This is a genomic window from Marinobacter sp. LV10R520-4 (genome assembly GCF_002563815.1).
In the GTDB taxonomy this organism is placed as follows: Bacteria; Pseudomonadota; Gammaproteobacteria; order Pseudomonadales; family Oleiphilaceae; genus Marinobacter.
This window is the reverse complement of the sequence record NZ_PDJM01000001.1, coordinates 1835577-1861507: the sequence shown is the minus strand read 5'-3', so window position 1 is coordinate 1861507 and position 25931 is coordinate 1835577. Positions and strand designations below refer to the sequence as shown.

General features: G+C 57.4%; 21 protein-coding genes and 1 pseudogene. 17 read left to right on the top strand and 5 right to left on the bottom strand.

Translation table 11 applies throughout. The annotated features are described in order from the left end of the window. Positions 1–4 precede the first annotated feature (4 nt). Positions 5–1087, bottom strand: coding sequence for a patatin-like phospholipase family protein (locus ATG98_RS09020; RefSeq protein ID WP_098420735.1), 1083 nt, complete (start codon positions 1085–1087; stop codon positions 5–7). A 209-nt stretch (positions 1088–1296) separates the two neighbouring features. Between ATG98_RS09020 and folE the strand changes: the two genes are divergently transcribed. The 8 genes from folE (at position 1297) to ATG98_RS08980 (ending at position 10849) form a co-directional block, all read left to right on the top strand. Then, entirely contained in the window at positions 1297–1869 is a 573-nt protein-coding gene (folE, locus tag ATG98_RS09015; RefSeq protein ID WP_098420734.1) for a GTP cyclohydrolase I FolE, read from the top strand. A gap of 84 nt (positions 1870–1953) precedes the next feature. After that, complete coding sequence (locus tag ATG98_RS09010) at positions 1954–2376, top strand: CoA-binding protein (protein ID WP_098422680.1); 423 nt, start codon at positions 1954–1956, stop codon at positions 2374–2376. An 8-nt stretch (positions 2377–2384) separates the two neighbouring features. Continuing rightward, positions 2385–4634 (top strand): EAL domain-containing protein, encoded by a 2250-nt coding sequence (locus ATG98_RS09005; protein ID WP_098420732.1) that lies wholly within the window; start codon positions 2385–2387, stop codon positions 4632–4634. Between the two features lie 12 nt (positions 4635–4646). Continuing rightward, positions 4647–4955 (top strand): hypothetical protein, encoded by a 309-nt coding sequence (locus tag ATG98_RS09000; protein ID WP_098420731.1) that lies wholly within the window; start codon positions 4647–4649, stop codon positions 4953–4955. 80 nt (positions 4956–5035) lie between these two features. Beyond that, entirely contained in the window at positions 5036–5467 is a 432-nt protein-coding gene (locus ATG98_RS08995) for a MerR family transcriptional regulator (RefSeq protein WP_098420730.1), read from the top strand. 3 nt (positions 5468–5470) lie between these two features. Continuing rightward, entirely contained in the window at positions 5471–8095 is a 2625-nt protein-coding gene (locus ATG98_RS08990) for a heavy metal translocating P-type ATPase (RefSeq protein WP_098422678.1), read from the top strand. Between the two features lie 100 nt (positions 8096–8195). After that, on the top strand, positions 8196–8645 hold the full coding sequence (locus ATG98_RS08985; protein WP_098420728.1) for a DUF411 domain-containing protein: 450 nt from the start codon (positions 8196–8198) through the stop codon (positions 8643–8645). A 227-nt stretch (positions 8646–8872) separates the two neighbouring features. After that, positions 8873–10849 carry a ribonuclease R family protein gene (locus ATG98_RS08980; RefSeq protein WP_098422676.1) on the top strand — a complete coding sequence of 659 codons (1977 nt, stop codon included), beginning with the start codon at positions 8873–8875 and terminating at the stop codon, positions 10847–10849. On the opposite strand, the gene ATG98_RS08975 is transcribed toward ATG98_RS08980, so the two are convergent. Beyond that, the gene (locus tag ATG98_RS08975) at positions 10797–11720 is read right to left on the bottom strand and encodes an acyltransferase (protein ID WP_098422674.1); all 924 of its coding nucleotides are present in this window, start codon (positions 11718–11720) and stop codon (positions 10797–10799) included. The two genes, ATG98_RS08980 and ATG98_RS08975, sit on opposite strands and share 53 nt — an antisense overlap. 150 nt (positions 11721–11870) lie before the next feature. Here ATG98_RS08975 and ATG98_RS08970 point away from each other — a divergent pair, with 150 nt between their 5' ends. From ATG98_RS08970 to ATG98_RS08955, 4 genes are all read left to right on the top strand, one after another. Next, positions 11871–12782: a LysR family transcriptional regulator gene (locus ATG98_RS08970; RefSeq protein WP_098420726.1), complete on the top strand. Its 912-nt coding sequence runs from the start codon at positions 11871–11873 to the stop codon at positions 12780–12782. Between the two features lie 103 nt (positions 12783–12885). Continuing rightward, a complete protein-coding gene (locus ATG98_RS08965; RefSeq protein WP_098422672.1) occupies positions 12886–14100 on the top strand; it encodes a multidrug effflux MFS transporter in 1215 nt (404 codons plus the stop codon). 115 nt (positions 14101–14215) lie between these two features. Continuing rightward, complete coding sequence (gene tpx, locus ATG98_RS08960) at positions 14216–14713, top strand: thiol peroxidase (protein ID WP_098422670.1); 498 nt, start codon at positions 14216–14218, stop codon at positions 14711–14713. A gap of 148 nt (positions 14714–14861) precedes the next feature. After that, positions 14862–16235 carry an MATE family efflux transporter gene (locus tag ATG98_RS08955; protein ID WP_098422668.1) on the top strand — a complete coding sequence of 458 codons (1374 nt, stop codon included), beginning with the start codon at positions 14862–14864 and terminating at the stop codon, positions 16233–16235. Between the two features lie 18 nt (positions 16236–16253). Here the strand turns inward: ATG98_RS08955 and ATG98_RS08950 are convergent, their stop codons facing one another. Beyond that, positions 16254–16682: a thioesterase family protein gene (locus ATG98_RS08950; protein ID WP_098420722.1), complete on the bottom strand. Its 429-nt coding sequence runs from the start codon at positions 16680–16682 to the stop codon at positions 16254–16256. A gap of 94 nt (positions 16683–16776) precedes the next feature. Here ATG98_RS08950 and ATG98_RS08945 point away from each other — a divergent pair, with 94 nt between their 5' ends. Further along, a complete protein-coding gene (locus ATG98_RS08945; RefSeq protein WP_098422666.1) occupies positions 16777–18414 on the top strand; it encodes an MBL fold metallo-hydrolase in 1638 nt (545 codons plus the stop codon). A gap of 62 nt (positions 18415–18476) precedes the next feature. Here ATG98_RS08945 and ATG98_RS08940 read toward each other — a convergent pair whose 3' ends face one another. Beyond that, positions 18477–18635, bottom strand: coding sequence for a YqaE/Pmp3 family membrane protein (locus tag ATG98_RS08940; protein WP_098420720.1), 159 nt, complete (start codon positions 18633–18635; stop codon positions 18477–18479). A 226-nt stretch (positions 18636–18861) separates the two neighbouring features. Between ATG98_RS08940 and ATG98_RS08935 the strand changes: the two are divergent. Then, a pseudogene (locus ATG98_RS08935) lies at positions 18862–19878 on the top strand (succinylglutamate desuccinylase/aspartoacylase family protein); the annotation flags it as partial. Positions 19879–19905: 27 nt separating this feature from the next. On the opposite strand, the gene ATG98_RS08930 reads toward ATG98_RS08935, so the two are convergent. Beyond that, positions 19906–21102 (bottom strand): MalY/PatB family protein, encoded by a 1197-nt coding sequence (locus ATG98_RS08930; protein WP_098422664.1) that lies wholly within the window; start codon positions 21100–21102, stop codon positions 19906–19908. Positions 21103–21221: 119 nt separating this feature from the next. Here ATG98_RS08930 and ATG98_RS08925 point away from each other — a divergent pair, with 119 nt between their 5' ends. The 3 genes from ATG98_RS08925 to ATG98_RS08915 all read left to right on the top strand — a co-directional run bounded on the left by ATG98_RS08925 (position 21222) and on the right by ATG98_RS08915 (position 25893). Then, the gene (locus ATG98_RS08925) at positions 21222–22130 is read left to right on the top strand and encodes a prenyltransferase (RefSeq protein ID WP_098422662.1); all 909 of its coding nucleotides are present in this window, start codon (positions 21222–21224) and stop codon (positions 22128–22130) included. Positions 22131–22307: 177 nt separating this feature from the next. Then, positions 22308–24809, top strand: a complete 2502-nt coding sequence (locus ATG98_RS08920; RefSeq protein WP_098422660.1) for an acyl-CoA dehydrogenase — start codon at positions 22308–22310, stop codon at positions 24807–24809. Positions 24810–24993: 184 nt separating this feature from the next. Continuing rightward, positions 24994–25893 (top strand): DMT family transporter, encoded by a 900-nt coding sequence (locus ATG98_RS08915; protein ID WP_098422658.1) that lies wholly within the window; start codon positions 24994–24996, stop codon positions 25891–25893. Positions 25894–25931: the final 38 nt, after the last annotated feature.

The window sequence follows — 25931 nt, the reverse complement described above, 5'->3', positions numbered from 1 at the left end:
CAGGCTAGAGCGGCTGCATCACTGAGCCCCACTGTTGCTTTTCCACCAGCTCCATAAACTCATCACCCAGGCGCTCACTTTCCGCAATCGCCCTACGCCAGATTTTTTCGCGGCCGGCGTCATCGCCCAGATACTTTTCAAAGTCACGACGGTCCGGCAGCTTGCCATTGGGCAAACTCGCCAGATAGTCCGCCGAGGGCGCCACCAACAGCACATCCTGCACATGTGACGCTTTAGACTTACGCCAAGGTAAAGACTTATCGAACCAACCGGGAATTATCCGGTCGGTAAAGTGCGGATAGAGCACAACACCGGGCTGCTGGTACGGCAGGTCCAGGTGATAATCCAGCAAACCGCCGTCGCGATAAAGCCCTGCTGGCGCTCCGGGTATGTTCGCCACTCCCGACATCACAATTGGAATTGAAGCCGAGGCCAGCAACGCCGGAAGCAGGTTGTCTTGAGTCAGGGCAATGGTGTGGCTGGCGAAATCGCGCAGCTCCTCTAAAGGTGCCGGTGCGCGGCTGTCCTGCACAATACCCCGCTCCATAACGCGGCCCAAGTGCCGGCGCCCCAGCATATTGCTGCCAATGGCGTGTAGCAGCCCCAGGGTCAGACGACCGCGGCTATCGTGCTGCAATAATCCCAAACTGCGCACCACCATTACGCTGAGCCGATACTGCGGGTGGTTCAAAATATGCTGCTCGCGCCCGCCCAATAACTGCTGCAGAAACTCAAGGCTTTTACGGGTTACCTCGGCGGCGCTGACCCCTTTTGTAAAACGCTGCTGGGTATACAGCTCCGCCAGCAACTCCAACTGGGCAACCGGGTTATCAGACGACGCCACCGCCGCAAAGCGCCAGCTGCCGATAGACGAACCCACCAACGCTCTGGGTTGCGGCGCGCTCGGCAGCCAATGCCCAAACAGAGTTTTATCCAGGCCGCTCAGGCCCAGGGCTTTTGGCCCGCCGGCAGCACCAGGAACCACGTGAACATCCCCGGCGCTTAGCGGGTTATCCCGTAACCGCCTCATGGCACGAGTACCGGCGCGAATGGTTAAAGCCGGTGTGCGAATATGAATAGCGGTCATGGTTTTTCCTTATAGGGAGCGCATTGGAGAAGGCCACAAAGTATAACCATTGGGGCCTGGCACAATCCTGCGCCAACACTTTATAAAACCAAAGCCGCCGGCCATGAGGGCAACAGCTGACCATAATCACAATGTTTACCCATAGAGATCGTGGCCAATTTGTCTTAAGCTTCTGCCCTTGCCAGATTCAGTAAACCGGACCCTTATTTATGAGCAATCCCCTGACAGACGATCTTGCTGGCCATTATCGCGCCATTATTGACGGCCTGGGTGAAAACTGTGACCGCGAAGGCCTGCGGAACACGCCTTTGCGCGCGGCAAAAGCCATGCAGTTTCTAACCCGCGGCTACCAGCAGGATCTGAACGACCTGGTCAACAACGCCGTGTTCGAATCCGCCATGGACGAAATGGTGGTGATACAGGACATAGAACTTTACAGCATGTGCGAACATCACGTGTTGCCTTTTATCGGCAAGTGCCACATTGCCTACCTGCCCCAAGGCAAGGTACTGGGCTTGTCCAAGTTCGCCCGCATTGTGGATATGTATGCGCGGCGGCTGCAAATCCAGGAAAATCTGACCCGACAGATCGCAGAAGCGGTTGAAAGTGTGACCAACGCCAAAGGTGTGGCCGTGGTGATCGAAGCCCAGCACATGTGCATGATGATGCGCGGCGTCGAAAAACAGAACTCGAAAATGAAGACCTCGATGATGCTCGGCCAGTTCCGCAAATCACAGGCCACCCGCCTCGAGTTCTTCAATCTGATCGGCACCAACCGTTAATCAGGCTCACATTGGCCAGACGGGACACTGGATAAATAGCAGCACTTACATTGTTATTTTCTTCTTTGACAGGAGCGTTACACTATGCCCGAGACGTCTGATTCGCAGATTCTCGACATTCTGCAGCAGGTCCGCACCATAGCGTTGGTGGGCGCCAGTGAAAAAACCAACCGGCCCTCCCACAAGGTTATGCATTACTTGCAACAGCAAGGCTACCGGGTAATACCCGTTAATCCCGGTCTGGCCGGCCAGCAGCTGCTGGGTGAAACCGTTTATGCGGACCTTAAGTCATTGCCGGTCCCGGTAGACATGGCGGACTTGTTCCTGGCTCCGCAACGCACTGACACGGTGATCGACCAGGCGATCGCCATGAACATTCCGGCGCTGTGGCTCCAAATTGGCGTTATTAATCAAAAAGGTGCCGAGCGCGCACGACAGGCGGGCCTGAAAGTGGTGATGGACCGCTGTCCAAAAATGGAAATACCCCGACTTATACCCCGACCCTAGAGAGCTCGATGAAAAACACCGATTCAACACAGCGTGTTGTGGCAAAAGGGCTTTTGCATCCAGCCCTGCCGGTGTTTATTTTTTCCCTGTTTTTATTGCTGGCCCTGGGTTTGCGATTTGGTCAAAGCCAGCAAGACAGTCGCCAAATTCAGGCGCATTTGAACACAGAGGCCGAAATAATGGCCAACAATCTACAGCGGGAATTCAATATCCTGTTGCTGGGCCTGCGCCGCAGCGCTGATCGTCTGCACTTCAACGGAGGAATTACCGAAGCCCAGTGGCGAAATGATGCCCGCAACTATCTGCAAGACTTCAGGGTTTACCAGGCAATTGAGTGGATTGATCGTGATTTTTACATTCGCTGGATTGAGCAGTCGAAAGACTGGCCAGAACTGGTTGGCTACAAAGTTGCATTCAATGTTGAGCGGGTTCAGGCACTGAAGAGCGCAATGCTGACGGGCAACGTGGATGTTTCAGGGGTTATTCCCCTGTACCAGGGTGGCAGAGGGATTGTAGTCTACGCGCCGGTGGGTACCGGCGACGATAACAACGGTCTTATCGGCGGGGTTTTCCAGGTAGATCTTCTGGTACAGACCCTGCTGAACAGCCGCGCGTTGGCACTGTTTCAAGTCGATATTTACGAAGACGGCAAGCTTGAATCTCAGCTGAACCCGTCGCTGCCTATCAGTAGCGAATTCAGTAGCAAGATCGCCCTGGATTTACCCACCATAGACTGGAGCCTGACGTTGCGCCCCAGCCACACCTGGGTGCAGAACCAACGCAGCCCCTGGGCCTGGCTCACGTTAGCCAGTCTTTTGACTCTGGGGCTGGTTATCAGTGTGGCAACGCTTCTGGCTCAGGGGATTTTGAGCCGCAATCAAGCACTGCTGAAAACCCGCAGCCAACTGGACCGGGAGATCGCCCAACGCAGCGCCATCCAGCAGGATCTGGCCCGACTGGAATCCACCGATCCTCTCACCGGTCTGGCCAACCGCCGTTTTTTTATGGACGATCTTTCGTACACCCTCTCTATGGCCGAGCGTAAGTCACGACAGGTAGCTTTAATCATGCTGGGCCTGGACCGTTTTCAGATGCTCAACGACTCGCTGGGGCATCAGGTTGGCGATGAAATTCTCAGCAGGGTCGCAGAGCGCCTTAGTGGCCTGGCGGATGAACGTATTATGGTGGCCTATGCCGGCGGTGACGAATTCCTGATCTGTCAGCAGCAGGTCACCGCCGTTGATGATGTCATCCACCTTCTGGGCAGAGTAAAGCAGACTTTCGCTCAACCTTTTGGCCTGCCAGGCAACCCACTTCAGATTACCGCCACCATGGGTGTTGCCGTATACCCGCAAAGCGGGCCAGACGCCGAAACCCTGTTGCGCAATACCGACATCGCGCTCTACCGGGCCAAACAGCAGGCACGCAACAGCTACCAGTTTTATACCGAAGGCATGCAAGAGCGGGAAGTATTGCGCCTGGAACTGGAAAAAGATCTCAGCCTTGCCCTTAGCAATAATGAATTTGTACTATATTATCAGCCCCAGCTAAACCTGCACAGCAATCGCATCGACAACGTAGAAGCGCTGATTCGCTGGCAGCATCCGCGGCGCGGATTATTGACGCCAGGTGAATTCATACCGCTGGCCGAAGAAAGCGGACGCATCACCGATATTGGTCGCTGGGTGGTGACGGCCGCCTGCAATCAGCTCAGCGAATGGCGTGGAACCCCTTACCAGAATCTGCAAATTGCGGTGAATCTGTCCGGGCGCGAACTGGAAAATTCTGACCTTCTGGACTATGTACAGTCGGCGTTAGCGACCACCGGTGTGGCACCGCAACAGCTGGAAATCGAGCTAACCGAAGAGATATTCGTGAGCAATATCCACCACAATCTGGACCAGCTCAAACGCCTGCGGCAACTTGGCGTGCGCTTGGCAATTGACGATTTCGGCGTTGGCTACTCCTCGCTGAGCTATCTCAAAGACTTCCCGATTGACCTGCTAAAAATTGACCGCTCGTTCATCACCCAGGTCACCGAACGTCAGGACGATGCCACCATTACCTCTGCAATTATTAATTTGGCCCACAACCTGGGCATCCAGGTGGTCGCCGAAGGCGTAGAAACTACCAGCCAGCTCAGTTTTTTGCGCCAGCAAGGCTGCGATGTGGCTCAGGGTTATCTGATCAGCCGTCCGATTCCCGCCGACCAGCTGGAGCAGTGGCTGAAGCCACGGCACGCTGAAAACCCACTTTAACCGCGAGACTCCATGGCACATTATCTGAGCACCGAACAAGACGCACGCCTGCGCCGCTGGGAACGCTGGAACCGCAATTATTTTCTGTTCGCCTTTACAGCATTAATCATCATTCTGGTGTTCAGCAGCCAGTTGGGGTTGTCCAGCGGCGATGATTGGGGCGGGCTGGGCATCATTCTGGTGGTGTTGGTGGCGCCGATTGTGGCTATGCAGCTAAAACTGACGTGTCCCGCTTGTAGCGAAAAGCTGGGCTGGCAAGCCAAACTGATGGTGCCAGATCAATGCAAGCACTGCGGCTGCTTTCTGCGCGCCAAAGGCTGACAACGCGTTCGTAACATTTGACCTGTGAGCGGCTAACAGGTTCTAAGCTATACTTATCGTAAAAGGCGATGAGGTAGTTTATGAAAGTAAAGGACATGGCCCGTGCCGCTGGGGTAACGCCCGACACTGTGCGCTTCTACACCCGCGAAAAACTACTGGCACCCAGCCGCGATCCGGCGAACAACTACCAACAGTTCTCCAGCGAAGACCTGCGTCGCCTGCGCTTTGCCCGTAAGGCCCGCCAGCTCGGTTTTTCCCTACCCGAGATCCGCAACATTCTGAATCAGGCTGACGACAAACATTCCCCCTGCCCTATGGTGCGCAGCATGTTTGAACAGCGCCTGATTGATGTTGAACGCCAGATTGACGAGCTCCAGCAGCTGCACCAGCGCATGCGAAAAGCTCTGGACGCCTGGCAAGGCATGCCCGATGGCACGCCGGACGGCCATACCATCTGCCGTTTAATTGAACACTGGGATCAGGCCGAGCCTGGTCTGACGGAGGAATCCTGAATCATGGACAGCACAGCCGCTAACACCGAAAACCGGCTCAGCATTGCCGGTGCCACCTGCCAGGGCTGCGCCCGTAAAATCCGCGTGGCATTAGCACCTTTGGTCGACGACAGCGCCGCGGTGGATGTGAACATAGAGCAAAAAACTGTCACCTTACCCCCAAGCATTGACCCCGCCGACGCCGCCCGCCGAATCACCGAAGCGGGCTTCCCGGCGCAGATTCTTGATGCCGGATCCACCGTCGTCAAAAGCTGCTGTGCCAGCAACACAACGCCATCCTGTCGCAGCGAAAAAAGTGATGCTGATGAGCCAGGCGCCCCTGTGCCAAAGCCGGCCAGCGCCGCCAGCAATAGCAACGCGAACAATGACAGCAACGATGGCATTCAACTGGCGGTCACCGGCGCCACCTGCGCGTCTTGCGTCAGTACCATAGAAAAAGCTCTGAAATCGGTCAGCGGCGTTACCCACGCCCACATGAACCTGGCCGACAACACCGCCACTGCCAGCGGCCAAGTAGCCCCGCAAGCGCTAATAAACGCCATCGAAAGTGCCGGCTACGGCGCCAGCGTGATTGAAGACCCAGACGCCGCAGATGAAAACCGTCAGCAGCAGGATCGCGAACGCTACCGCACCTTGCTGGTAAAAATGGCGGTCAGTCTGTCACTGGGTGTTGGCCTGATGGTCTGGGGCATGGGTTTCGGCTCGATGACCGTAGATGCCGGTAACCAGACCACCTGGATCAACCTGGGCATTCTGACCCTGGGCGTGATGATTGCCGCCGGCAGCCATTTTTTTACCAGCGCCTGGAAGGCCTTTGTTCATCACAACGCCAATATGGACACCCTGGTGGCCCTCGGTACCGGCACCGCCTGGATTTATTCCATGGTAGTGGCAGTCTTCCCCGAAGCGCTGCCGGAGATGGCGCGCCACGTGTATTTTGAAGCCTCGGCGATGATCATCGGCCTAATCAATCTGGGCCAGGCCCTAGAGCTGCGGGCCAAAGGCAAAACCTCTGAAGCCGTGCGCCGGCTACTGGACTTGCGCGCCAAAACCGCCCGTGTGATCCGCGACGGCCAGGAGCAGGACCTGCCTATAGAACAGGTGCGTAAAGGCGACCAGATTCGCGTTCGGCCCGGTGAACAGCTGCCGGTGGACGGGGTGGTGCGCGAGGGCAACACCCGCATTGATGAAAGCATGCTTACTGGCGAACCCATGCCGGTCAGTAAAGCCGAGGGCGACGAAGTGTCTGCCGGCACCTTGAACACCCGTGGCAGTATTGTGTACGAAGCCACACGGGTAGGCAGCGACACTGCCCTGGCGCAGATTATTCGCCTGGTGAAAAAAGCTCAGGGCTCGAAGCCCTCGATAGGCCGCCTGGCGGATAAAATCTCCTCGGTATTTGTGCCCAGCGTGATGCTGATTGCTATCGCAGCGGCGCTGGCCTGGTACAACTTGGGCCCAGACCCGGTGATTGCGCACATGATGGTGGCCGCCACCACCGTACTGATCATCGCCTGTCCCTGCGCCTTGGGCCTTGCCACGCCTATGTCGGTGATGGTTGGCGTCGGCAAAGCCGCCGAATACGGCGCGCTGATCCGCCAGGGTGAAGCTCTGCAAACAGCCGGCAAAATCAATCTGGTGATTCTGGATAAAACCGGCACTATCACAGCAGGCAAACCTGCGGTTACCCAAGTGCATGTCGTAGTAGAGGGTGACGAAAGCCACCTGCTGGCCCTGGCCGCCGGTCTGGAACAGCATTCCGAACACCCGCTGGCTTACGCCATCATGGAAAAAGCCCAGCAGAACAAACTCCAACCGGCCGACATAACCGGCTTTGACAGCCTTAATGGCAAGGGCGTAGCCGGGGAACACAACGGCGACACCCTGCGCCTGGGCAACCGGCGCTGGCTGGAAGATGAAGGGTTGGATGTCACCCCATTGGACCAGGCCGCCCGCAGCATAACCGACAACGCCGGCACCCCGTTGTTTGTAGCCTTGGGCACCCGAGTGCTAGGCGTCATTGGCGTTGCCGATGCCATCAAGTCCGATTCCCGGGCCGCCATTGAACGGCTGCACCAAGCTGGCATCAAAGTGATGATGGTCACTGGTGATGTGGACGCCACCGCCAAAGCCATCTGCGCCAGCGCCGGTATTGACGATTACCGCGCCGAAGTGTTGCCGGAAGACAAAGCCGACGTGGTTAATGACATGCGTAAAAAGGGCTACACAGTCGCCATGGTGGGTGACGGCATTAACGATGCCCCTGCTCTGGCCGCCGCCGATGTGGGCTTTGCCATTGGTACCGGCACCGACGTAGCCATTGAAAGCGCCGCCATTACTCTGATGCGCGGGTCCCTGCACGGGGTTCCCGACGCCATAGAAATATCCCGCGCCACGGTGAAGAACATTCACCAGAATCTGTTCGGCGCGTTTATTTACAACAGCCTGGGTATCCCCATTGCCGCCGGCCTGCTGTATCCGGTGTGGGGCATTTTGTTAAGCCCGATCATTGCCGGTGCAGCCATGTCGATGTCGTCGGTCACCGTGGTCACCAACGCCAATCGTTTACGAATGTTCAAAACCAGTCATAAAATAAACAACTCAGCCAATCAGGAACAGAACCAATGACATCTTTTCTGGTCAACCTCACAGGTTTAGCGTTGATGGCCGCCGTCGTCTGGTGGTTCTGGCTCGCCACAACTGACTCCAAAACACAAAGGTAAAAACGATGAAACAACGCACATTGGCCATTATTCTTGGCGCCAGCCTCAGCTTTGGCTCGGCTCTGGTCAGCGCTGAAACTGAGCGCAACATTCACGTTTACAAGTCGCCCACCTGTGGCTGTTGCACCGACTGGGTAAAGCATCTAGAGGATAACGGCTTTGAGGTAGACGTCAGCGAAGTCGACAATGTTACGCCGGTGAAAATCGAAGCCGGTCTGACACCGGCTTTGGCAAGTTGCCACACCGCGTTTATCGACGACTACGTGATTGAAGGCCACGTGCCTGCGGACGACATCAAGCGCCTGTTAAGCCAAACGCCCCAAGCCCGCGGCTTGAGCGTGCCGGGCATGCCTGCAGGCTCACCGGGAATGGAAATGGGCGATCGCAAAGACCCCTACCAAGTGCTGTTATTCAACGCCAACGGCCAGACCCGGGTGTTCGCCGAACACAACTGATTGCCGCGATATTTCGGGGTGCGGTTACGCCGGCCGGCCAATGCGCCGGTCGGCATAATTTCGGTTCTGGCGTTATGTAACAGGCCGCACATAAAGACCATCAAATCCCGGGCTGACCCAACAAATAAAGCATCAGTCACGCTTTCATTGCCGAACGGGTCTGACTCATTGCACCTTTACAGTTATACTGCGCGGCAACATTCATTTTTTATCAGCCAGGTTACTTCATGCTCAATGCCGACGCTCTCAGCCAGTTGCGCCAGCTGAAATCCGATATCGAAGAACACAAAGTGGTCTTGCCCGGCACCGTAAAAGCAACCAATGGCCGCTTTGGCTTTGTTGCCCTGGATGACGGCAGAGATGTGTTTCTTCCGCCCGAGGAAATGCAAAAAGTGCTTCCTGGCGACCGCATCACCATCACCGAACAGGATGTCGAGAAAGGCAAAACCCAAGGCTTGGTGGAAGAGCTGCTGAACAGCTCGCTGGATACCTTCGTAGGCCGCTACCAGGTCAAGGGCAAAGGTCACTTTGTGGTGCCGGAAACCGCGGGCATTAACCGCTGGATTTTCATACCGCCAAAAGAGCGAAACGATGCCCAGCCCGGTGATTACATATATTGCCGCCTGCACCGCCATCCGATCAAAGACGGCAAAGGCCAGGCCAGGGTACTGCGGGTAATAGGCCAGGCCGGCGACGCCGGTATTGAACGGGCGCTGACCATGGCCGGCTTTGATTTGTCCGACGCCTGGCCAGAGGCAGTGCAGCAACACGCCCAGGCACTCAGTGAAGACGCCATAGCCGCGCACAGCGCCGGCCGCGAAGACCGCTGCTCGCAGCCCTATGTCACCATTGACAGCCCCGGCACCCAAGACATGGACGACGCCCTGATGGCGGTGCCAAATGCCACCGGCTGGGCGCTGTCGATTGCGATTGCCGACCCCACCGCACTGATTGAGCCAGGCAGCGCCACCGAGCGCGAAGCCATGCGCCGTGCCACTGCCATTTACTTCCCGGGCGAGCCGCTGCCGATGCTGCCCGACGCCGCCAGCACCCGCCTGTGTTCGCTTCAGCCTGACGTTACGCGCCTGGCTTTGATATGCGATCTGCAGGTTAACAACGATGGCAGTCTGGGCGATTACAGCTTTCACCAGGCCAGCATCCGCTCCCACGGCAAGCTCAGCTATGAACTGGTTGCCAACTTGATTGACGGCCGCGAAGACGACGACATTAAAGCTCTGTCGCCAACTGTGTCTAACAGCCTCGACCAGCTGCACCAAGCCGCTACGGCGCTGCGTCGCTGGCGCGTCGAACACGCTCTGATTAGTGGTGACCGCACGGACTTCCGCCTGCGGCTGGACGAAAACCGCCGGATTCGCAGCATCGAACCGACGGTTCAAAATGAAGCCCATCGCCTGGTAGAAGAATGCATGGTGGCGGCCAACCGCTGCGCCGCCGACTTTCTTTCACAGCACAACAAGGGCCTGTTTATTTGTCACAGCGGCCTGCGCGCCGACCGTCACGACAACATCCGCAAGCTGCTGGAACAACACGCGCCCCAGCTTGCAGAGCTGGACGTTGCCCAGGCAGAAAGTTTCAAAACACTGATGAAAACCGCCGACAGCCTGAACACGGATGCCCCGGTGAAATCCATTGTCGCGCGCCAACTGGCCCGCGCCGAGCTGGCTTTCAGTCCCGCACCGCACCAGGGTATGGGGCTTGCTGCCTACACCACGTTTACCTCGCCGCTACGCAGGTTCACTGACTTTTACGTGCACCGGGTGATCAAGTCACTGATCTGGCAGGCGCCGCTAGAAGAATTGGACAACAACGCACTCAGCACACTTCAGGCGACCCTGATACAGGCTCGCCAGGCCGCCAACGGCGTAGAGAACTGGCTTAAAAGCGAATTTGCAAAAACCCTGGGCGACGACGATATGGGCGGCGTTATCAGCCGCACCATTCCCGCCGGCTTTTTTGTACGCTTAAATTGCAACGGTTTGGAAGGGTTTGTCAGCTGCCGTGACCTGGATGGCAAATACAGTTTTGACCCGGTCACCCTGCGTCTGATTCACAACAAAAATGGCCGCATCTTCCAACTCGACCAGGCCGTTACCGTGCGCCTGGCCGGGGTGGATGACGAACGCCGTCAGATCAATCTGACGCTGCAGGAGCCGAAGCAGGAGCCTGTCCCAGCATCTGCGTAAGGCGCTGGTCTTTGGCTTGCCACTGTTCGGCAAGCCAAAGCTTTACGTTGCGGCGGTATTCAGAGTCGGCCATGTAGTCGCGGCCTTTCAGGTTGTCGGGAATGGCCACGGTGTGAATTTCCATTTTGATTTCTGGTACCTGGCCACACAAGAACCGCCAGAAGGTCGGCGCACCGCCGGGGTAGGCAATGGTCAAATCCACCAATGTTTTGACGGAGTCACCCATAGCGTCTAACACAAAACCGACACCGCCAGCTTTGGGCGGTAACAGGTGAATATAGGGTGATTTTTGGGCGGCGTGCTTGGCCGGCGTAAAGCGCGTGCCTTCTACGAAGTTCATAATGCTGACGGGCGTGTGCTGGAACTTCTCGCACGCGCGGCGGGTGGCTTTCATATCTTCACCGCGTTTTTCGGGGTGCTTTACCAGATACTGGCGCGAATAGCGCTTCATGAACGGGAAATCCAGCCCCCACCAGGCCAAGCCGATCACCGGTACCCACACCAGCTGCTGCTTCAGAAAGAACTTCAGAAACGGTGCCTTGCCGTGAAAAACCCGCTGCATGGCCAGAATATCCACCCAGCTCTGGTGGTTACTAAGCACCAGATACCAGCTTTCCTGCTTCAGCTCGTCGGCCCCGGTCACTTCCCAGCGGGTGCCCTGGGTGAGTTTCATCCAGCCACTGTTACACGCTACCCAAATTTCGGCCACGCGAATAATCAGCTTGGTGCACAGCACACCAAACCCCTTGTGGGGAATAATCAGCTTCAACAGCGCCGGAATATATAACAACAGGCACCACACCAGGGTGTTCAGTAACAACAGCAACGAGTTCAGTACACCAATCACCGGCGCAGGTAAAAAACTGAGCATGGGTTCATTCCATTTTGAAATTTCAAGTTGGCTAATCATAACAACCACGTTAGGTCTTGGGCAGAGGCGAATGCCTTCTACTGTTAACAGCGTGGTATCGTAATTGCGTTATTGTGGCACCATTATGGCAACACAAACGGACTCCCGCTGATGAACCCTGTTGAACCTTTCAATCTGGACCTGCGCGCCCTGGCCACCTTTTTGGTGGTGCTGGACGAAGGCAGCGTATCGCGGGCCGCAGTAACGCTTGGGGTCAGCCAGTCAGCCGTCAGCCACACCCTGGAACGCTTACGCCAGGCTTTGGGTGATCCGCTGTTTGTGAAATCCGGGCGTGGCATTACCCCTACCCGCTACGCCCAACAGGCCGGCCCGCATATTCGCCAGGTGCTGGATGATTTGCGCGCGCTGTCTTCCGGCCCGCCGTTCAGCCCGCAAACCGCCGATATGGTGTTTACTATCGCCGCCAACGATTACGAGCGCGACCTTCTGTTGCCCGGCTTGCTGGCCATTCTGCGTGAGCAGGCGCCGGGCATTCGCCTGCAGGTGATTGCTGCCGGCATTCCCAGCGCCGAGCTGTTACGCCAGGAAGCCTGCGATCTGATTGTGTCGCCTCACCCGCCAGAAGCCGGCGATATTATGCAACGTGGCCTGATGGCCGACCGTATGGTGGTATTTTATGATCCGGCCCGGCGCGAGCCGCCTCATACCCTGGCAGATTTTCTCAAAGCCGATCACATCAGCCTGATGCTGGGTTCCGCTGAACAACCGGGGCTGGACCAAGCCTTGAACGCACGCAATCTGCGCCGCACCAAGAGAGTGAGCGTGTCGAACTTCTCGGCCCTTGCCAGCCTTTTATACGGTACCGACATGTTGGCAGTGGCGCCGGAACGTATGGGTCAGCAGCTGTTGTCGCGGGCCGCCTGGGTGCCACTGCCCTTCGACTACAAGCCCTTTACCCTGTTGATGATCTGGCACCAGCGCTATCAGAACGATGCTGCCCACCGCTGGTTGCGCAACCAGATAAACGCGGTGGCGGCCACCATGAATGGAATGACGCAATAATCAATCGATATCATTCATAGGTTGTATGACAACTGACCGGCTTACCCGCTGCCTTTAAATCCGTAAACTGCCTGCCCGAATCAACGCTTTTACGGAATATGTCATGCTTGCCTTAACCAGTATCTGGACCACCATATTATTAGCTGCCGCGGTGGCGCTGGGGCCATTGGCAACCGATATGTACCTGCCGGCACTGCCGCAGATTGGCAGCGACCTGAACGCCAGCATCGGCGATGTTCAGCTTACTCTGAGCTTTTATCTGGCCGGTTTTGCCATGGCGCAGTTGTTTTGTGGCCCCTTGGCCGATCGCTTTGGCCGCAAACCCATCATGATTGCCGGCTTCTTTATATTTGCCCTCGCCAGTATTGGCTGTGCCCGCGCCACCAACGTTGACAGCCTGATGCTGTTTCGCTTTTTGCAGGCGCTTGGGGGTTCGGCCGGCCCGGTACTGGGGCGCGCTGCGGTGCGCGATATTTACACGCCACAACAATCAGCTCGCATCATGGCCATTCTGGCCAGCATTATGGCCCTGGCTCCGGCGCTGGCTCCCACCATTGGCGGCGTAATGGTGACCCATCTGGGTTGGGCATCGATTTTTTACGTGCTGGCCGGTTACGCCCTGGCAATGATGGCCATTGTTGCTATCGGCATACCCGAACCCATGCGCCCGGAATACCGCCAGCCACTTCGGCCTTCATCACTGCTGAAGAACTATCGCCTGATTGGCACCGACATCAGCTTTCTGGGTTATACCCTGACCAACAGCCTGATGTATTCAAGCCTGTTCGCCTTTATTTCCGGCTCGTCCTTCGTACTCATCGACTTTCTGGGGGTGTCGCCGCAGCACTTCGGGCTCTACTTTGCCTTTGTGGTGGCCGGCTACATAGTGGGCAACCTGCTGGCGGTGCGCTTGGGCACACGCCTGTCACCCGATCAGATCTTGCTCCGTGGTATTTTACTGGCTGCGGCCGGTGGCACCGTTATGGCATCATTGGCGCTGGCTGAGGTGTATTCGGTATGGGCGGTTATGCTGCCCCAGGCGGTAATTCTATGCGGCACCGGTATGGTACTGCCCCAGACCATGGCCGGCGCACTGGCAAATTTCCCGCGCATGGCAGGGTCAGCTTCTTCGCTGTTCGGCTTCGCACAGATGACCATAGCCGCCGGTTCCGGTGCTCTGGTAGGCTACCTACACGATGGCACGTCGCTGGTGATGGCACTGGTGATTGCAACGTCGACGTTCGCCGCGCTCGCCAGCTATGTACTATTGGTACAACGCTTCCCTGCACCGGGTTTCGAGCCGGAAGCGAGTGTTTAATAGGGCGCCTGGCGGCCGAAAACGTGCAAATGCATCCAATTTAGACTAGAAAGAGTAAGTTCACCGGTATTATAAAGTCTGTTTTTCTGACACTTCCATCCTTAAGGAGAATGTTATGAGCAACGTAACACTTGGCGGCGATGCCGTAGAATTGAGCGGAAACTTCCCCCAACCTGGCGAAACCATCCAACCTTTTACTCTGACCAACAACAGCCTGGAAGACGTTAAACTCAGCAGCTGGGACGGCAAGCGTAAAATTCTGAGTATTTTCCCCAGCATAGATACCGGCGTGTGTGCCGCATCTACCCGAAAATTCAACGAAAAAGCCGCTGATCTCGACAACACCGTGGTGTTGGTGATTTCCGCAGACTTGCCCTTTGCCTTTGCCCGTTTCTGTGGCGCCGAAGGCCTGGACAACGTCATTTCCCTGTCCAGCTTCCGCAACTACAGCTTTCAGCAGGACTACGGCGTTGCTATGCAAACCGGCCCGTTAGCAGGTTTGTGCGCCCGCGCGGTGATTGTTCTGGACGAGAACAACAAGGTGCTGCACAGCGAACTGGTTGGCGACATTAAAGACGAACCCAACTACGACGCCGCTCTGAACGCTCTGTAATCTGCCATAACGAGTGCCGGCATCGCGCCTGCGGTGCCGGTTTCTTTATTTTGCGTTGCTATTCAACTCAACGCGCAAGCATCCAATGCCCCGGCGCTTGCTGTTACACTGCCCGACTTCCTTCAGAACCGACATCCGGATTGCCCCTGTGAGTCAATTACCCACCAACGCCAGCGCCGGCGCCAGCCTGCCTCGCCAGCTTTACGACATGACCTGGCCAATGCTGTTCGGTGTGTTATCGCTGATGACATTTCAGCTTACCGACAGCGCGTTTATCGGCCAGCTTGGCCGCGACCCGCTGGCAGCACTGGGCTTTACCATTCCCATGCAGCAACTGGTCAGCGGTATGTATGTTGGCCTGGGCATTGCCACCACCGCCGTAATTTCCCGCACCCTGGGCCTGAACAACAACGATCGCGCGCGCCAATTGGGCGGGCTGGTGGTGCTGATTGGCGCTGTGCTGGTGCTGGTGTTGTGCCTGCTGGTGTGGTTCGGTCAGCAACCGATTCTGACCCTGCTGGGCGCCGAGCCTGAACTATGGCCGGTTATTCGCCAATACTGGGCGCCTTGGCTGATTGCAGCCTGGATCGGCGCCATGGTGTATTTCGGTTACAGCTTGTGCCGCTCCCACGGCAACACCAAACTGCCCGGCGCGGTTATGGTGGCCACCAGCCTGCTAAATATAGGGTTGGACTGGCTGTACATCTTTTATTTTGGCTGGGGCCTGCCCGGCGCGGCCTGGGCCACCGCCACCGCCTTCGGCCTGGGCGCTCTGCTGATCTATCCGCTGCTGCTCAAGCGCGGCTGGCTCGGGTTTGACCTGGCCGGCCTGCAGCTGGTGCGCGCGGTGCGCCAGTTGGGCGGCATTATGGCGCCGGCCATGGTCAGCCAGATGATGCCGCCAATGGCCGCGGTACTGGCCACAGCGCTGGTCGCCAGTTTTGGTTCTACCGCCGTCGCGGCCTGGGGGCTGGGCTCGCGATTGGAGTTTTTCTCGATTGTGGTGGTGCTGGCGCTGACTATGTCGATGCCGCAAATGATCGGGCGCATGCTGGGCCGGGGTGAAATAGAAAATATTCGTCGCCTTGTGGGTCTGGCGGTGCGTTTTTTGGTGGTGTGGCAGCTGGCCATTGGCCTGCTGTGGCTGCTGGGTTCCGGCCTGGTGACCGAATTGTTCACCACCGATGCTGAGGTGCAAAGTATTCTGGCCAGCTATCTATGGCGGGTGCCGTTGAGCTACGGCGGGCTGGGCGCCTGCATGCTGATGGTGTCGGTGTGCAACGCCCTGGGGCTGCCGCTGCGGGCGCTGCTAATTTCCACCTTGCGACTGTTTCTGTGTTACCTGCCCATGCTCTGGCTGGGCAGCCAGCTTAATGGCATTCCCGGCCTGATGACCGGCGCGCTGGTGGGCAATCTGCTGGCCGGCATTATCGCCTGGCAGCTTTACCGCGCCGGAATGGCAAGGCTGTCCGCAAAAAGCAGGCAAGGACCCGGCGAAGTAACTGCCCGTAATGCCGGTTAGGCGAACGTTAAACGAGCCTCAGACGGCGAACTTCAAGCGAAAGCTATCCGGCATGGGCGTTACCTGTGTTTCACCATAATCAAAAAATACAAAACCGTATTTGGCCTGCGCCACTGCAGCGCCGTCCCGTTCGCGGGTTACGCGGAATACAAAATCACCGCCGTAGCGATTAAAGTCGGTTATTCCTACGTCAAACACCAGGGTTTCCGGGTAGTAGGTTTCGGCCTGATACACAGTAGCCAGGTCAGTCACCAGAATGCCCAGGCCATTGTGACCGACTTCGTCAATCCCGTGATGGGAAAGAAGCTGCACCCGTGCCTCTGACAGCATGGAAATCAGTGCATCGTTACCCAAATGATTGGCACCGTTGAGATCGGTGCTGCGCACTGCCAGACGAGTTTGAAAACAAAACACCTGTTCGGGAAATTCCAGTTTTATTCGAGCCACAATCCATTCGCCTATGCCGAGAAATGAGGTATGTTGGCATAATCACGCAAAAATCCCAATTGCGCCGTATTGACCACTGACTGCTGGTGATTTTATGGATATCCGCCCTGCTGCCACTCTTGCTTTGATCCGCGATAGCGACAAGGGTCTTGAGGTGCTGCTGCTACAACGTACCTGGAAAGCCTCTTTTCTGCCGGGTTATTTCGTTTTTCCCGGCGGCGCGGTGGATGACGCCGACCAAGCCTGCCGCGCCCACATTGCCGGCCCTGACGATAGTGCCATCAGCCAGATCATGAGCCTAAGCGAGGGCGGCGCAGACTACATGGTGGCGGCATTGAGGGAATGCTTCGAAGAAGCCGGCCTGCTGCTGGCAGTTAACGATAACGGCGAACTGGTCGGCGCAGACCACCCCATTCACCAGTCACGGCAGGCCTTGTTTCGCGGCGACGTGAGCTTGCAGGTGCTGTGCCTGCAACACAATCTGATTCTGCCTCTGGACCGGCTGGCTTACCTGAGCCACTGGGTAACCCCGCCGGGGCCTCCGCGACGTTTCGACACCCGCTTTTTTGTGGCGGTTACCCCGGAAAACCAGATCGCCAGCCACGATGGCGAAGAAACCATTGACCACCTGTGGATAACCCCGCAGCAGGGCCTGGCGGAATATCGCAGCGGCGAACGCCTGTTCAGCCTGCCGACCCTGCGCACCCTGCGGGTGCTGCACGATTTCACCGACACCGGCGCGGTTATGCGTTACGCCCACGCCAATCCACCCGAGCCATTGCCCAGTGAGCCCTGGCCCGCCAGACGGCGCGATAAATCCATCGTTCTGGAGCCCGACGCGCCGGCCTACGATGAAGCTCGCAAGCTTGACCCGGAAGGCGCAGGCACCACCAACGCAGTGATTGTCCCCGGCGAGCCGGTAGAAATTGCCGCAGGCGTTATCCGCCTGACCTCGCCCAACCCGGGCGTGATGACCGGGCCAGGCACCAATACTTACCTGGTGGGCCACGATCGTTTCACCGTGATTGACCCGGGCCCGGAAAATTCCGCCCACATCAAGCGGATTCTGGCACTAACCGGTGGACGTGTTGACCAGGTATTGGTGACTCACACTCATCAGGACCATTCACCGGCTACCATCTTGCTAAAAGACCGCACCGGCTGTCGGCTGATCGGCCGCGCCGCACCGGCAGGCGCGTCACAGGACAGCAGTTTCAATCCGGATGACGAGCCTGATCACGGCGATCTGATTGTCACAGACGCCGGCATCCTGAAGGTGTTGCACACGCCGGGGCACGCGTCGAATCACCTGTGTTATTTGCTGTTGGAGCAGGGAATGCTGTTTTCCGGGGACCACATCATGCAGGGTTCCACCGTGGTGATTAACCCGCCAGACGGCGATATGAAGGCGTACATAGAATCGCTCTATGATTTACTGGCCGAGCCGCTGAGTTTTATTGCACCCGGCCATGGCTTCGTGATGGCGCGGCCAGAGGCAACGGTAGATTATTTAATTACCCACCGATTGACCCGCGAACACAAAATTGCCCGGGTGCTGAAGAAACTGACACCGGTCAGCCTGGAAAAGCTTACCGCCAGCGCTTATGACGACGTACCGGCGGCGATTCACGGTGTGGCCGCGCGCTCGGCGCTGGCCCACCTGTTAAAGCTGGAGCAGGAGGACCGCGCCAGTTCAAACGGCGACGCCTGGCATGCAACCCGCCATACCTGACTACGCCTATACCGGGCGCATTCTGCGCCCGGTCTTTATTTCACGGCGCTACTTTCCTGCGGCTATTTTTTGGCAATAACCCACACCGCGTGCACGATGCCAGGAATGTAGCCTAGTAGGGTCAACACAATGTTGATCCAGAAATGCTTGCCAATGCCCACTTGCAGAAAAACGCCCAGCGGCGGCACCAAAATGGCAATCAGAATACGCAGAAGGTCCATAGGTCCGACTCCTTGGTTAGTAAAAAAACACGACATTGGAATGTTAGTTCAATCCGCCGGCTATTATGTCAAATCCGGAAAAGGCTTCATGAAAACGGCATTAAACCTTTGTCACAGCCATATCAACCGCCTATAAAGCGCTCTAATCTGTCGACCTTTAGCCTCGGCAAAAGCTGGGAGTTACGATCGAAAGAGGTAGTATGGCTAGCAAACACAGGGTGATGATGGCATTTCAACCCGCCTGGCCTGGTCTTCCAACATCCAGATTGCCGGCCTGTCGCAGCCAACACCGGTTTTGGTAGTCAACGGCGTCAATCCCGGCCCAACCCTGTGCCTGACCTCGGCCATTCACGGCGATGAGCTAAACGGCATCGAAATTGTACGCCGCACTCTGTATGACCTGGACGCGACCAAACTGTCCGGACGGGTTGTGGGTATTCCTATCGTGAATCTGCCGGGGTTTCAGCAAGGCAGCCGTTACCTGCCTGACCGCCGCGACCTCAACCGTCACTTCCCCGGCAGCATCAACGGCAGCCTGGCGGACCGCATTGCCCACTCGCTGTTTACCCAAGTCATCAACCACTGCGATATGCTGGTGGACATTCACACAGGCTCGCAAAAACGCACTAACCTGCCCCAGCTGCGCGCCGATATGAATAATCCGGATGTGGCAACCTTCACCCGCGGGTTTGACCGCATGGCGGTGGTACACAGCAGCGGTTCACCCGGCATGTTGCGTACCGCAGCGGTTAACGCAGGTATTCGCGCGGTCACTCTGGAAGCCAGGGAATCCCACCGAATTCAAGAACACCAGATAGAAGCCGGGGTTAACAGCCTGATCAGCCTGCTGGAAAAACAGGAAATGATTTCACGGATGTTTGTGTGGGGCGCACCCGAGCCGGTTTACTACGACTCACTGTGGGTGCGGGTTGATCAGGGCGGCATTCTGTTCAGCAAGGTGGGCTTAGGCGACAAGGTGAATAAGGGCGATCTGATGGGCCAGGTTACCGACCCCATTACCAACGCCCAGTATCCGGTGCGTGCCACCCGCAGCGGCCGCGTGATCGGCATGGCGGTAGACCAGGTGGTTATGGCCGGATTCGCCGCCTACCATTTGGGTACCAAAGCCAACACCCCGGGTTTCCACACCAGTGATGAGCTTAATGGCGCTGACACTGCGGCGGTTGAAGAGAGCCTGCAAGCTGTTCAAAGCGGTGACGACCTCATCGACAACGATGGTTAAGCCGCCACCCCACTACTAACCGCGAATCTACTGCCGAGTGCTAAGCACCGCCTGGATACGCTCGATCACCTGCTCCAGGGTGACTCGCGGGCAGCCAATGTTCAGGCGCATAAAACCGCTGCCAGCGGCGCCAAACGAAACCCCTGGATTCATACCCACACCGGCCTGCTGCACAAACAAGCGTTTCAGGCCATTGTCGTCTAATCCCAGTGCGCGGCAGTCCAGCCACATCAGATAAGTCCCTTCGGGAGCACTCACCTCTATGCCAGGCAGGCGCTGGGCAACCTGGTTCACCACAAAGTCGCGGTTGGCCTGAAGATAGCCCATCAACTGGTCCAGCCAAGGGCCACCGTGGCGGTAACCGGCTTCAAAACCGGTTACGCTGAACGGATTGCTCTGGGGCATGTGAAAAGATTCCAGCACATCCGCCATTTTCTGCCGTAGCCCGCTGTCGGCAATCACCATAGCCGACAAGCCAAGCCCGGGAATATTAAAGGTTTTACTAGGGGCGATGGCGGTGATCAACTGATCATCGGGGCGCGCAAGGGCTGCTAGCATACGGTGCCGGTGGCTATCGGAAAACACCAGGTCGCAATGAATTTCATCGCTCAGCAGCACCAGTTTGTGGCGTCGGCAAATGTCGAGCACCGCCGTCAGCTCGGCCTCAGACCACACCCGCCCGATAGGATTATGGGGTGAACACAGCACCAGCATCTTTGCCTGCGAGCGCGCCGCACATTGCTCCAGGTGGGCCAGATTCATGCGGTAGTACAAGCTGCCATCTTCCTGTTTTTCCGCCAGCAGCGGATTTTCCAGAACCTGGCGCCCGGTTTGTCGCACCGAACTGTAAAACGGCGGGTAGACTGGCGGCTGTATAATCACCTCGTCGCCGGGCTTGGTACACGCCATGCACGCGGCATTTAATGACGGCACGACACCCGGCGCCATCAGCACCCATTCACGCCGAAAACTCCATTGGTGGCGCTGGCGAAACCAGTCGCCCATGGCGCTGTAAAGGCTGTCGGGGAACATGGTGTAACCGTATACCGGGTGCCGGGCGCGCTCGCTGAGCGCATCGGTAACCGCTTGCGGCGCGGCAAAATCCATATCGGCCACCCACACCGGCAGCACATCGGCGCGGCCGAACACCGCTTCGCGGGCGTCCAGTTTTACCGCATGGGTGTTTTCCCGGTTTATGGGCTGATCAAAATCTGCGTGGGACACAGGTCACTCCCTGAAATTGCCACAAGCAAAGCCGTTCGCCAATGCGAGCCTAACCCAAGCTTGAGGTTATAATTGATTGATAGCAAAGTATCAGCATACATCACAAGGCCCCGTAATCCATGTCTGAAACCGCCGTCGTTATCCGCACTTCCCGTCCAAACTTTCTGGTGATGGCTCCGCTGTGTGTGGGCCTGGGCGTTGCCTTGGCATGGCGGCAGCCAGAAGCTCCGCCGCCGCCTCTCTTAGACACCCTATTGGTGTTTGTGGGTGCGCTGCTGGCCCATGCCGCGGTGAATATGCTGAATGAGTACGAAGATTTTACCTCCGGGCTGGATCTGCACACCCGCCGTACGCCGTTTTCAGGCGGCAGCGGCGCCCTGCCGCAGCTGCCTTCAGCAGCGCGCTCCGTTTTGCTGGGGGCACTGGTTACGTTAGGGCTGGTGGTGGCTATTGGCCTGTATTTTTTATGGCAACGGGGCGTGCCGATGCTGGTACTGGGGGGCGCCGGCGTTGCTCTGGTGGTTACCTACACCCGCTGGATTACCCGTTCGCCGCTACTGTGCCTGCTGGCTCCCGGACTGGGGTTTGGCCCGGTGATGGTACTGGGGACTCTGGTAGCACTGGGGGCGCCAATCAACGCCGCGGCCGTCGCGGTGTCTGTCATCAGTCTGCTGCTGGTAAGCACATTGCTTTTGATGAACCAGATTCCCGACGCCGAAGCCGACCGCCACGGCGGACGTTATCACGCGGTGATCGTGCTGGGTGTTTATAAAGCCGCGTGGCTGGCCGGAACCATGTTACTGGCCAGTTATGGCGTACTGACGCTGGCGTTGGTCAGCGGCTGGTTGCCAATGGCAACAGCGCTGGGCTTCATAACCCTGCCTCTGGCGCTGTGGATTGCCTTCAAATTACCCCAGGTGGCAGACGATCATCACCGCTTACAGCCGGTTCTGGCCATGAACGTGGCCTGCCTGCTTGCCACACTGGCTTTGCTGATTATCGGGCTAAGCATGCAACGGGGGTGGTGATCACGCCCTCAGCTCGCTTCAGTGCTGCTGACTGTCGATTTTTATTGCATTATTTTAGCAATATTACAAATCATTACAGGGCGCAGAGTGCGACCCGCTCTACGGAGGCCTGCTATAGTGTTTATTCTGGGCATCATGGGTTGTTCCGGACATTTTTCATTGTGACAAGGAGTTGCCATGAGTGTTGTGCTTCTGTTGTTGAGCGCGCTGGTGCTGATTTACCTCAGTATTGGCGGAAAAACGGCTAGCGTTGTGCTGAGCGTTGCTACGCTGATTGGCCTGGCCCAAGACGACTGGCATCTGGTCAGCTTTATAGTCGGCGGGCTTGCCTTGGCTTTGGCGTTAATTCTGCTGAACCCCGGCGATCTACGATTGAATAAATTCAGCAAGCCGTTGCTGAACTGGGTGCGCTCTCGCTTGCCACAGTTGTCGAACACCGAAGCCGAAGCGCTGAAGTCTGGCTCGGTGGATTGGGACGGCGAACTGTTTTCGGGCAAGCCACAATGGTCAAAACTGCTGGGCGCAAAGCCCGCTCACCTGAACAGCGAAGAACAAGCGTTTCTGGATGGCCCGGTGGAAGAACTCTGCGCCATGCTGAACGACTGGGAAATCACCCACGAGCATTACGACCTGCCCGAAAAAGTCTGGGCATTCATACGCGGCAACGGCTTCTTCGGACTGGTCATACCCAAGAAGGACGGCGGTATGGGTTTTTCTAACACCGCGCACTCCGAAATCGTGATGAAAATATCCACCCGCAGCGTGTCCACTGCGGTTACCGTGATGGTGCCCAACTCTCTTGGGCCCGGTGAGTTGTTGATGCACTACGGCACCGATGCGCAAAAACAGCACTATCTGCCGCGCCTGGCCGGCGGCCAGGAAATCCCCTGTTTTGCCCTGACATCCCCGGTGGCAGGTTCCGATGCCGGTGCTATTCCAGACAAAGGCATTGTGTGCAAAGGCCAGTGGAAGGGCGAAGAAGTACTGGGCCTGAAAGTCACGTGGAACAAGCGTTACATTACGCTGGCGCCGGTGGCCACCCTGATTGGGCTGGCCATCAAAGTGTATGACCCCGACGCCCTGTTGGGCGACAACGCCGACATTGGTGTTACCTGCGTGATGGTGCCGCGGGAAACCGATGGCGTTCACGCCGGCGCCCGCCACCTGCCCATGAACACGGTGTTTATGAACGGGCCGACCTGGGGCAACGACGTCTTTATTCCCATGGATCAGGTGATCGGCGGCCAGGACATGCTGGGCAAAGGCTGGACCATGCTGCTGGAATGCCTGTCCATAGGCCGTTCTATTTCGCTGCCGGCTCTGGGCACAGGCGCCGGCAAAGTTGCCAGCCTGGCCACCGGCTCATACGCGCTTACCCGTGAACAGTTTGGCCGCTCCATCAGCCAGTTTGAAGGCGTGCAAGAAGCGCTGGAACCCATCGCCGGTTATACCTGGATGATGGACGCCGCGCGCTTGCTCACGGCCGGTATGCTAGACCGCGGCGTACGCCCGGCCGTGCCTTCCGCGCTGCTGAAATATCGCAACACCGACCTGATGCGCATTGTGATCAACCACGCCATGGACATAGTAGCCGGCCGCGGGGTTATCACCGGGCCACGCAATTTCCTGGCCCGCGCCTACCAGGCTATACCCATCGGTATCACCGTTGAAGGCGCCAACATTCTTACCCGCAGCCTGATGGTGTTTGGTCAGGGCGCCATCCGCTGTCATCCGTTTATTGTTGACGAAATCGCTGCGGCTGGCATGGAAGACCAAAATCAGGCCGCCAAAAAGTTCGACGGCGTGTTTTACCACCACCTGGCACACACCACCCGCAACGGTTTGCGCGCACTGGTACTGGGCTTAACCGGCGGCCTGGCCGAACCAGTGCCGCGCCAGGGCAACCTGAAACCTTACTATCGCCAACTGGCGCGCTTTTCGGCGGCCCTTGCGCTGATGACCGACGTTACTCTGCTGTCCGTAGGCGGCGGCCTGAAGGCTCGTCAGCGCCTGTCCGGGCGCATGGCCGACTGCCTGGTACAGCTGTATTACGCCACTGCGGTAATCAAACAATGGCACGAAGAAGGCTACCCGGAAGAACAGCGCCACATGGTGGAATGGTGCCTGAAAACCTGCCTGCGCGACCTGCAGGGTTCCATGCGTGAAGCCATCATCAACTTCCCGGTTCCAGCCCTACGCTGGCCCCTGCGATTGCTGGTGTTCCCTTTGGGCGCGACGGGCCTGAATGGCCCCGACGATCGCCTGGGCACCAAAGTGGCTGCCAGCATTGTAGAAGACACCCCGCTGCGCCAGCGCATTCACCGCGGCGCCTACATACCCACAGACAGCAGCGACTCTCTGGGCCGGGTGCTGAACGCTTACCGCCTGGCCAACGAAACCAGCGATATGCGTGCCCGCTTACACCAGGCTATTCGAAACCGCGATGAAGATGACCTAGACGGCATTGCCCTGCTGATGGGCCACGAACGCAAACAACTGGTCGACTGGGCCTGTGCCGAAGGCGTGGTGAAAGCCGATGAGTGCGAAAAACTGGAAGAAGCGCTTGCCGCGCTCTACGACGTTATTCGCGTGGATGCGTTTGACAGCGACGGCCTGAAAGAGCTGTCAAAGTGCGCCACCGGAAAACGGAAAGTGGTCGAGCGGCCCGCAGGAGACTGATCGCTGCGCCGGCAATCCCCCAAAGATTGCCGGCGCCTTTATTTAAATGGCTTGACCATTAAGTAGGAACATAGATATTAGATAGGTGCTTAAACATTAGATAGGTACTAAACGGCATTCAGGCTGACCAGAGCCACGGCTATACTGCCCTGCTGCATCCATTCCGCGTTTTCTGAGGTTATTCATGGCTGGCAAAACCGTTGGCAGCGCCATCTTTCTGCTGGTGATCGGCAACGCCATGGCGTTAATTTCCGACGTTCTGATAAAACTGCTGGAGCCCGGCGCGCCCATATTCCAGTTCGCCTTCCTGCGCTGCGTGCTAACTCTGCTGCTGCTGTTACCGCTGGCAAAAAAAATAGACCGCCGCCAGTTTTTTGCTGGCACCGGCATTCACGCCATCCGCGCCCATGTTCACCTGATTGGCATGCTGTGCATGATCATCGCCCTGGCCAACCTGCCCCTGGCCACCGCCAACGCCGTATTCTATGCCGCGCCCATACTGGTGATGCTGCTATCCGTCGTGATTTTCCGCGAACGCCTGACACCCCTGAGCGTGATTGCCGTATTCAGCGGCTTCGCCGGCATTATTCTGATATTAAGACCCATAGACTTCACTTGGGCAGCGTTTGCGGCCCTGGGCTCGGCGTTCTCACTGGCCATTAACGCTGTACTGGTGCGCAAACTGCCAAAACAACAGACCACCGTGCACAAACTGGTCCTGAACTACCTGCTGATCATCCCCGTCGCCGGCGCCTTGGCAATCTGGGACTGGCAACAAGGCTCACGCTGGACCACCGACCTGGTCATCATCGCCGCCGGCTCCTCCCTGTTCATACTGGGTTACAACATCACCGTACTGCTGGCCTACCGCCAGGTAGACGCCAACCAGGTCACCAGCGCGGAATACACCGGCCTGATCTGGGCCGTCGCCATCGGCTGGATATGGTTTAACGAAGTCCCAGATTTATGGTTCCTGGCTGGCAGCTTGATGATCGTGATACCGCTGATCCTGATCGGCCTGACCCAAAGAAGAAAATACCCGGCAAGAGGCTTCAACCCAGCGCTACGGAGTTCGAAAAAATAGAGTCCTCGAGCGGCAGAGTGACGAACAAAATGGGGACA

What these genes read in the sequence shown, in the direction of transcription:
- ATG98_RS09020 (WP_098420735.1), bottom strand. Translation starts at nt 1,087, where the DNA reads ATGACCGCTATTCATATTCGCACACCGGCTTTAACCATTCGCGCCGGT.
- folE (WP_098420734.1), top strand. Translation starts at nt 1,297, where the DNA reads ATGAGCAATCCCCTGACAGACGATCTTGCTGGCCATTATCGCGCCATT.
- ATG98_RS09010 (WP_098422680.1), top strand. Translation starts at nt 1,954, where the DNA reads ATGCCCGAGACGTCTGATTCGCAGATTCTCGACATTCTGCAGCAGGTC.
- ATG98_RS09005 (WP_098420732.1), top strand. Translation starts at nt 2,385, where the DNA reads ATGAAAAACACCGATTCAACACAGCGTGTTGTGGCAAAAGGGCTTTTG.
- ATG98_RS09000 (WP_098420731.1), top strand. Translation starts at nt 4,647, where the DNA reads ATGGCACATTATCTGAGCACCGAACAAGACGCACGCCTGCGCCGCTGG.
- ATG98_RS08995 (WP_098420730.1), top strand. Translation starts at nt 5,036, where the DNA reads ATGAAAGTAAAGGACATGGCCCGTGCCGCTGGGGTAACGCCCGACACT.
- ATG98_RS08990 (WP_098422678.1), top strand. Translation starts at nt 5,471, where the DNA reads ATGGACAGCACAGCCGCTAACACCGAAAACCGGCTCAGCATTGCCGGT.
- ATG98_RS08985 (WP_098420728.1), top strand. Translation starts at nt 8,196, where the DNA reads ATGAAACAACGCACATTGGCCATTATTCTTGGCGCCAGCCTCAGCTTT.
- ATG98_RS08980 (WP_098422676.1), top strand. Translation starts at nt 8,873, where the DNA reads ATGCTCAATGCCGACGCTCTCAGCCAGTTGCGCCAGCTGAAATCCGAT.
- ATG98_RS08975 (WP_098422674.1), bottom strand. Translation starts at nt 11,720, where the DNA reads ATGCTCAGTTTTTTACCTGCGCCGGTGATTGGTGTACTGAACTCGTTG.
- ATG98_RS08970 (WP_098420726.1), top strand. Translation starts at nt 11,871, where the DNA reads ATGAACCCTGTTGAACCTTTCAATCTGGACCTGCGCGCCCTGGCCACC.
- ATG98_RS08965 (WP_098422672.1), top strand. Translation starts at nt 12,886, where the DNA reads ATGCTTGCCTTAACCAGTATCTGGACCACCATATTATTAGCTGCCGCG.
- tpx (WP_098422670.1), top strand. Translation starts at nt 14,216, where the DNA reads ATGAGCAACGTAACACTTGGCGGCGATGCCGTAGAATTGAGCGGAAAC.
- ATG98_RS08945 (WP_098422666.1), top strand. Translation starts at nt 16,777, where the DNA reads ATGGATATCCGCCCTGCTGCCACTCTTGCTTTGATCCGCGATAGCGAC.
- ATG98_RS08940 (WP_098420720.1), bottom strand. Translation starts at nt 18,635, where the DNA reads ATGGACCTTCTGCGTATTCTGATTGCCATTTTGGTGCCGCCGCTGGGC.
- ATG98_RS08925 (WP_098422662.1), top strand. Translation starts at nt 21,222, where the DNA reads ATGTCTGAAACCGCCGTCGTTATCCGCACTTCCCGTCCAAACTTTCTG.
- ATG98_RS08920 (WP_098422660.1), top strand. Translation starts at nt 22,308, where the DNA reads ATGAGTGTTGTGCTTCTGTTGTTGAGCGCGCTGGTGCTGATTTACCTC.
- ATG98_RS08915 (WP_098422658.1), top strand. Translation starts at nt 24,994, where the DNA reads ATGGCTGGCAAAACCGTTGGCAGCGCCATCTTTCTGCTGGTGATCGGC.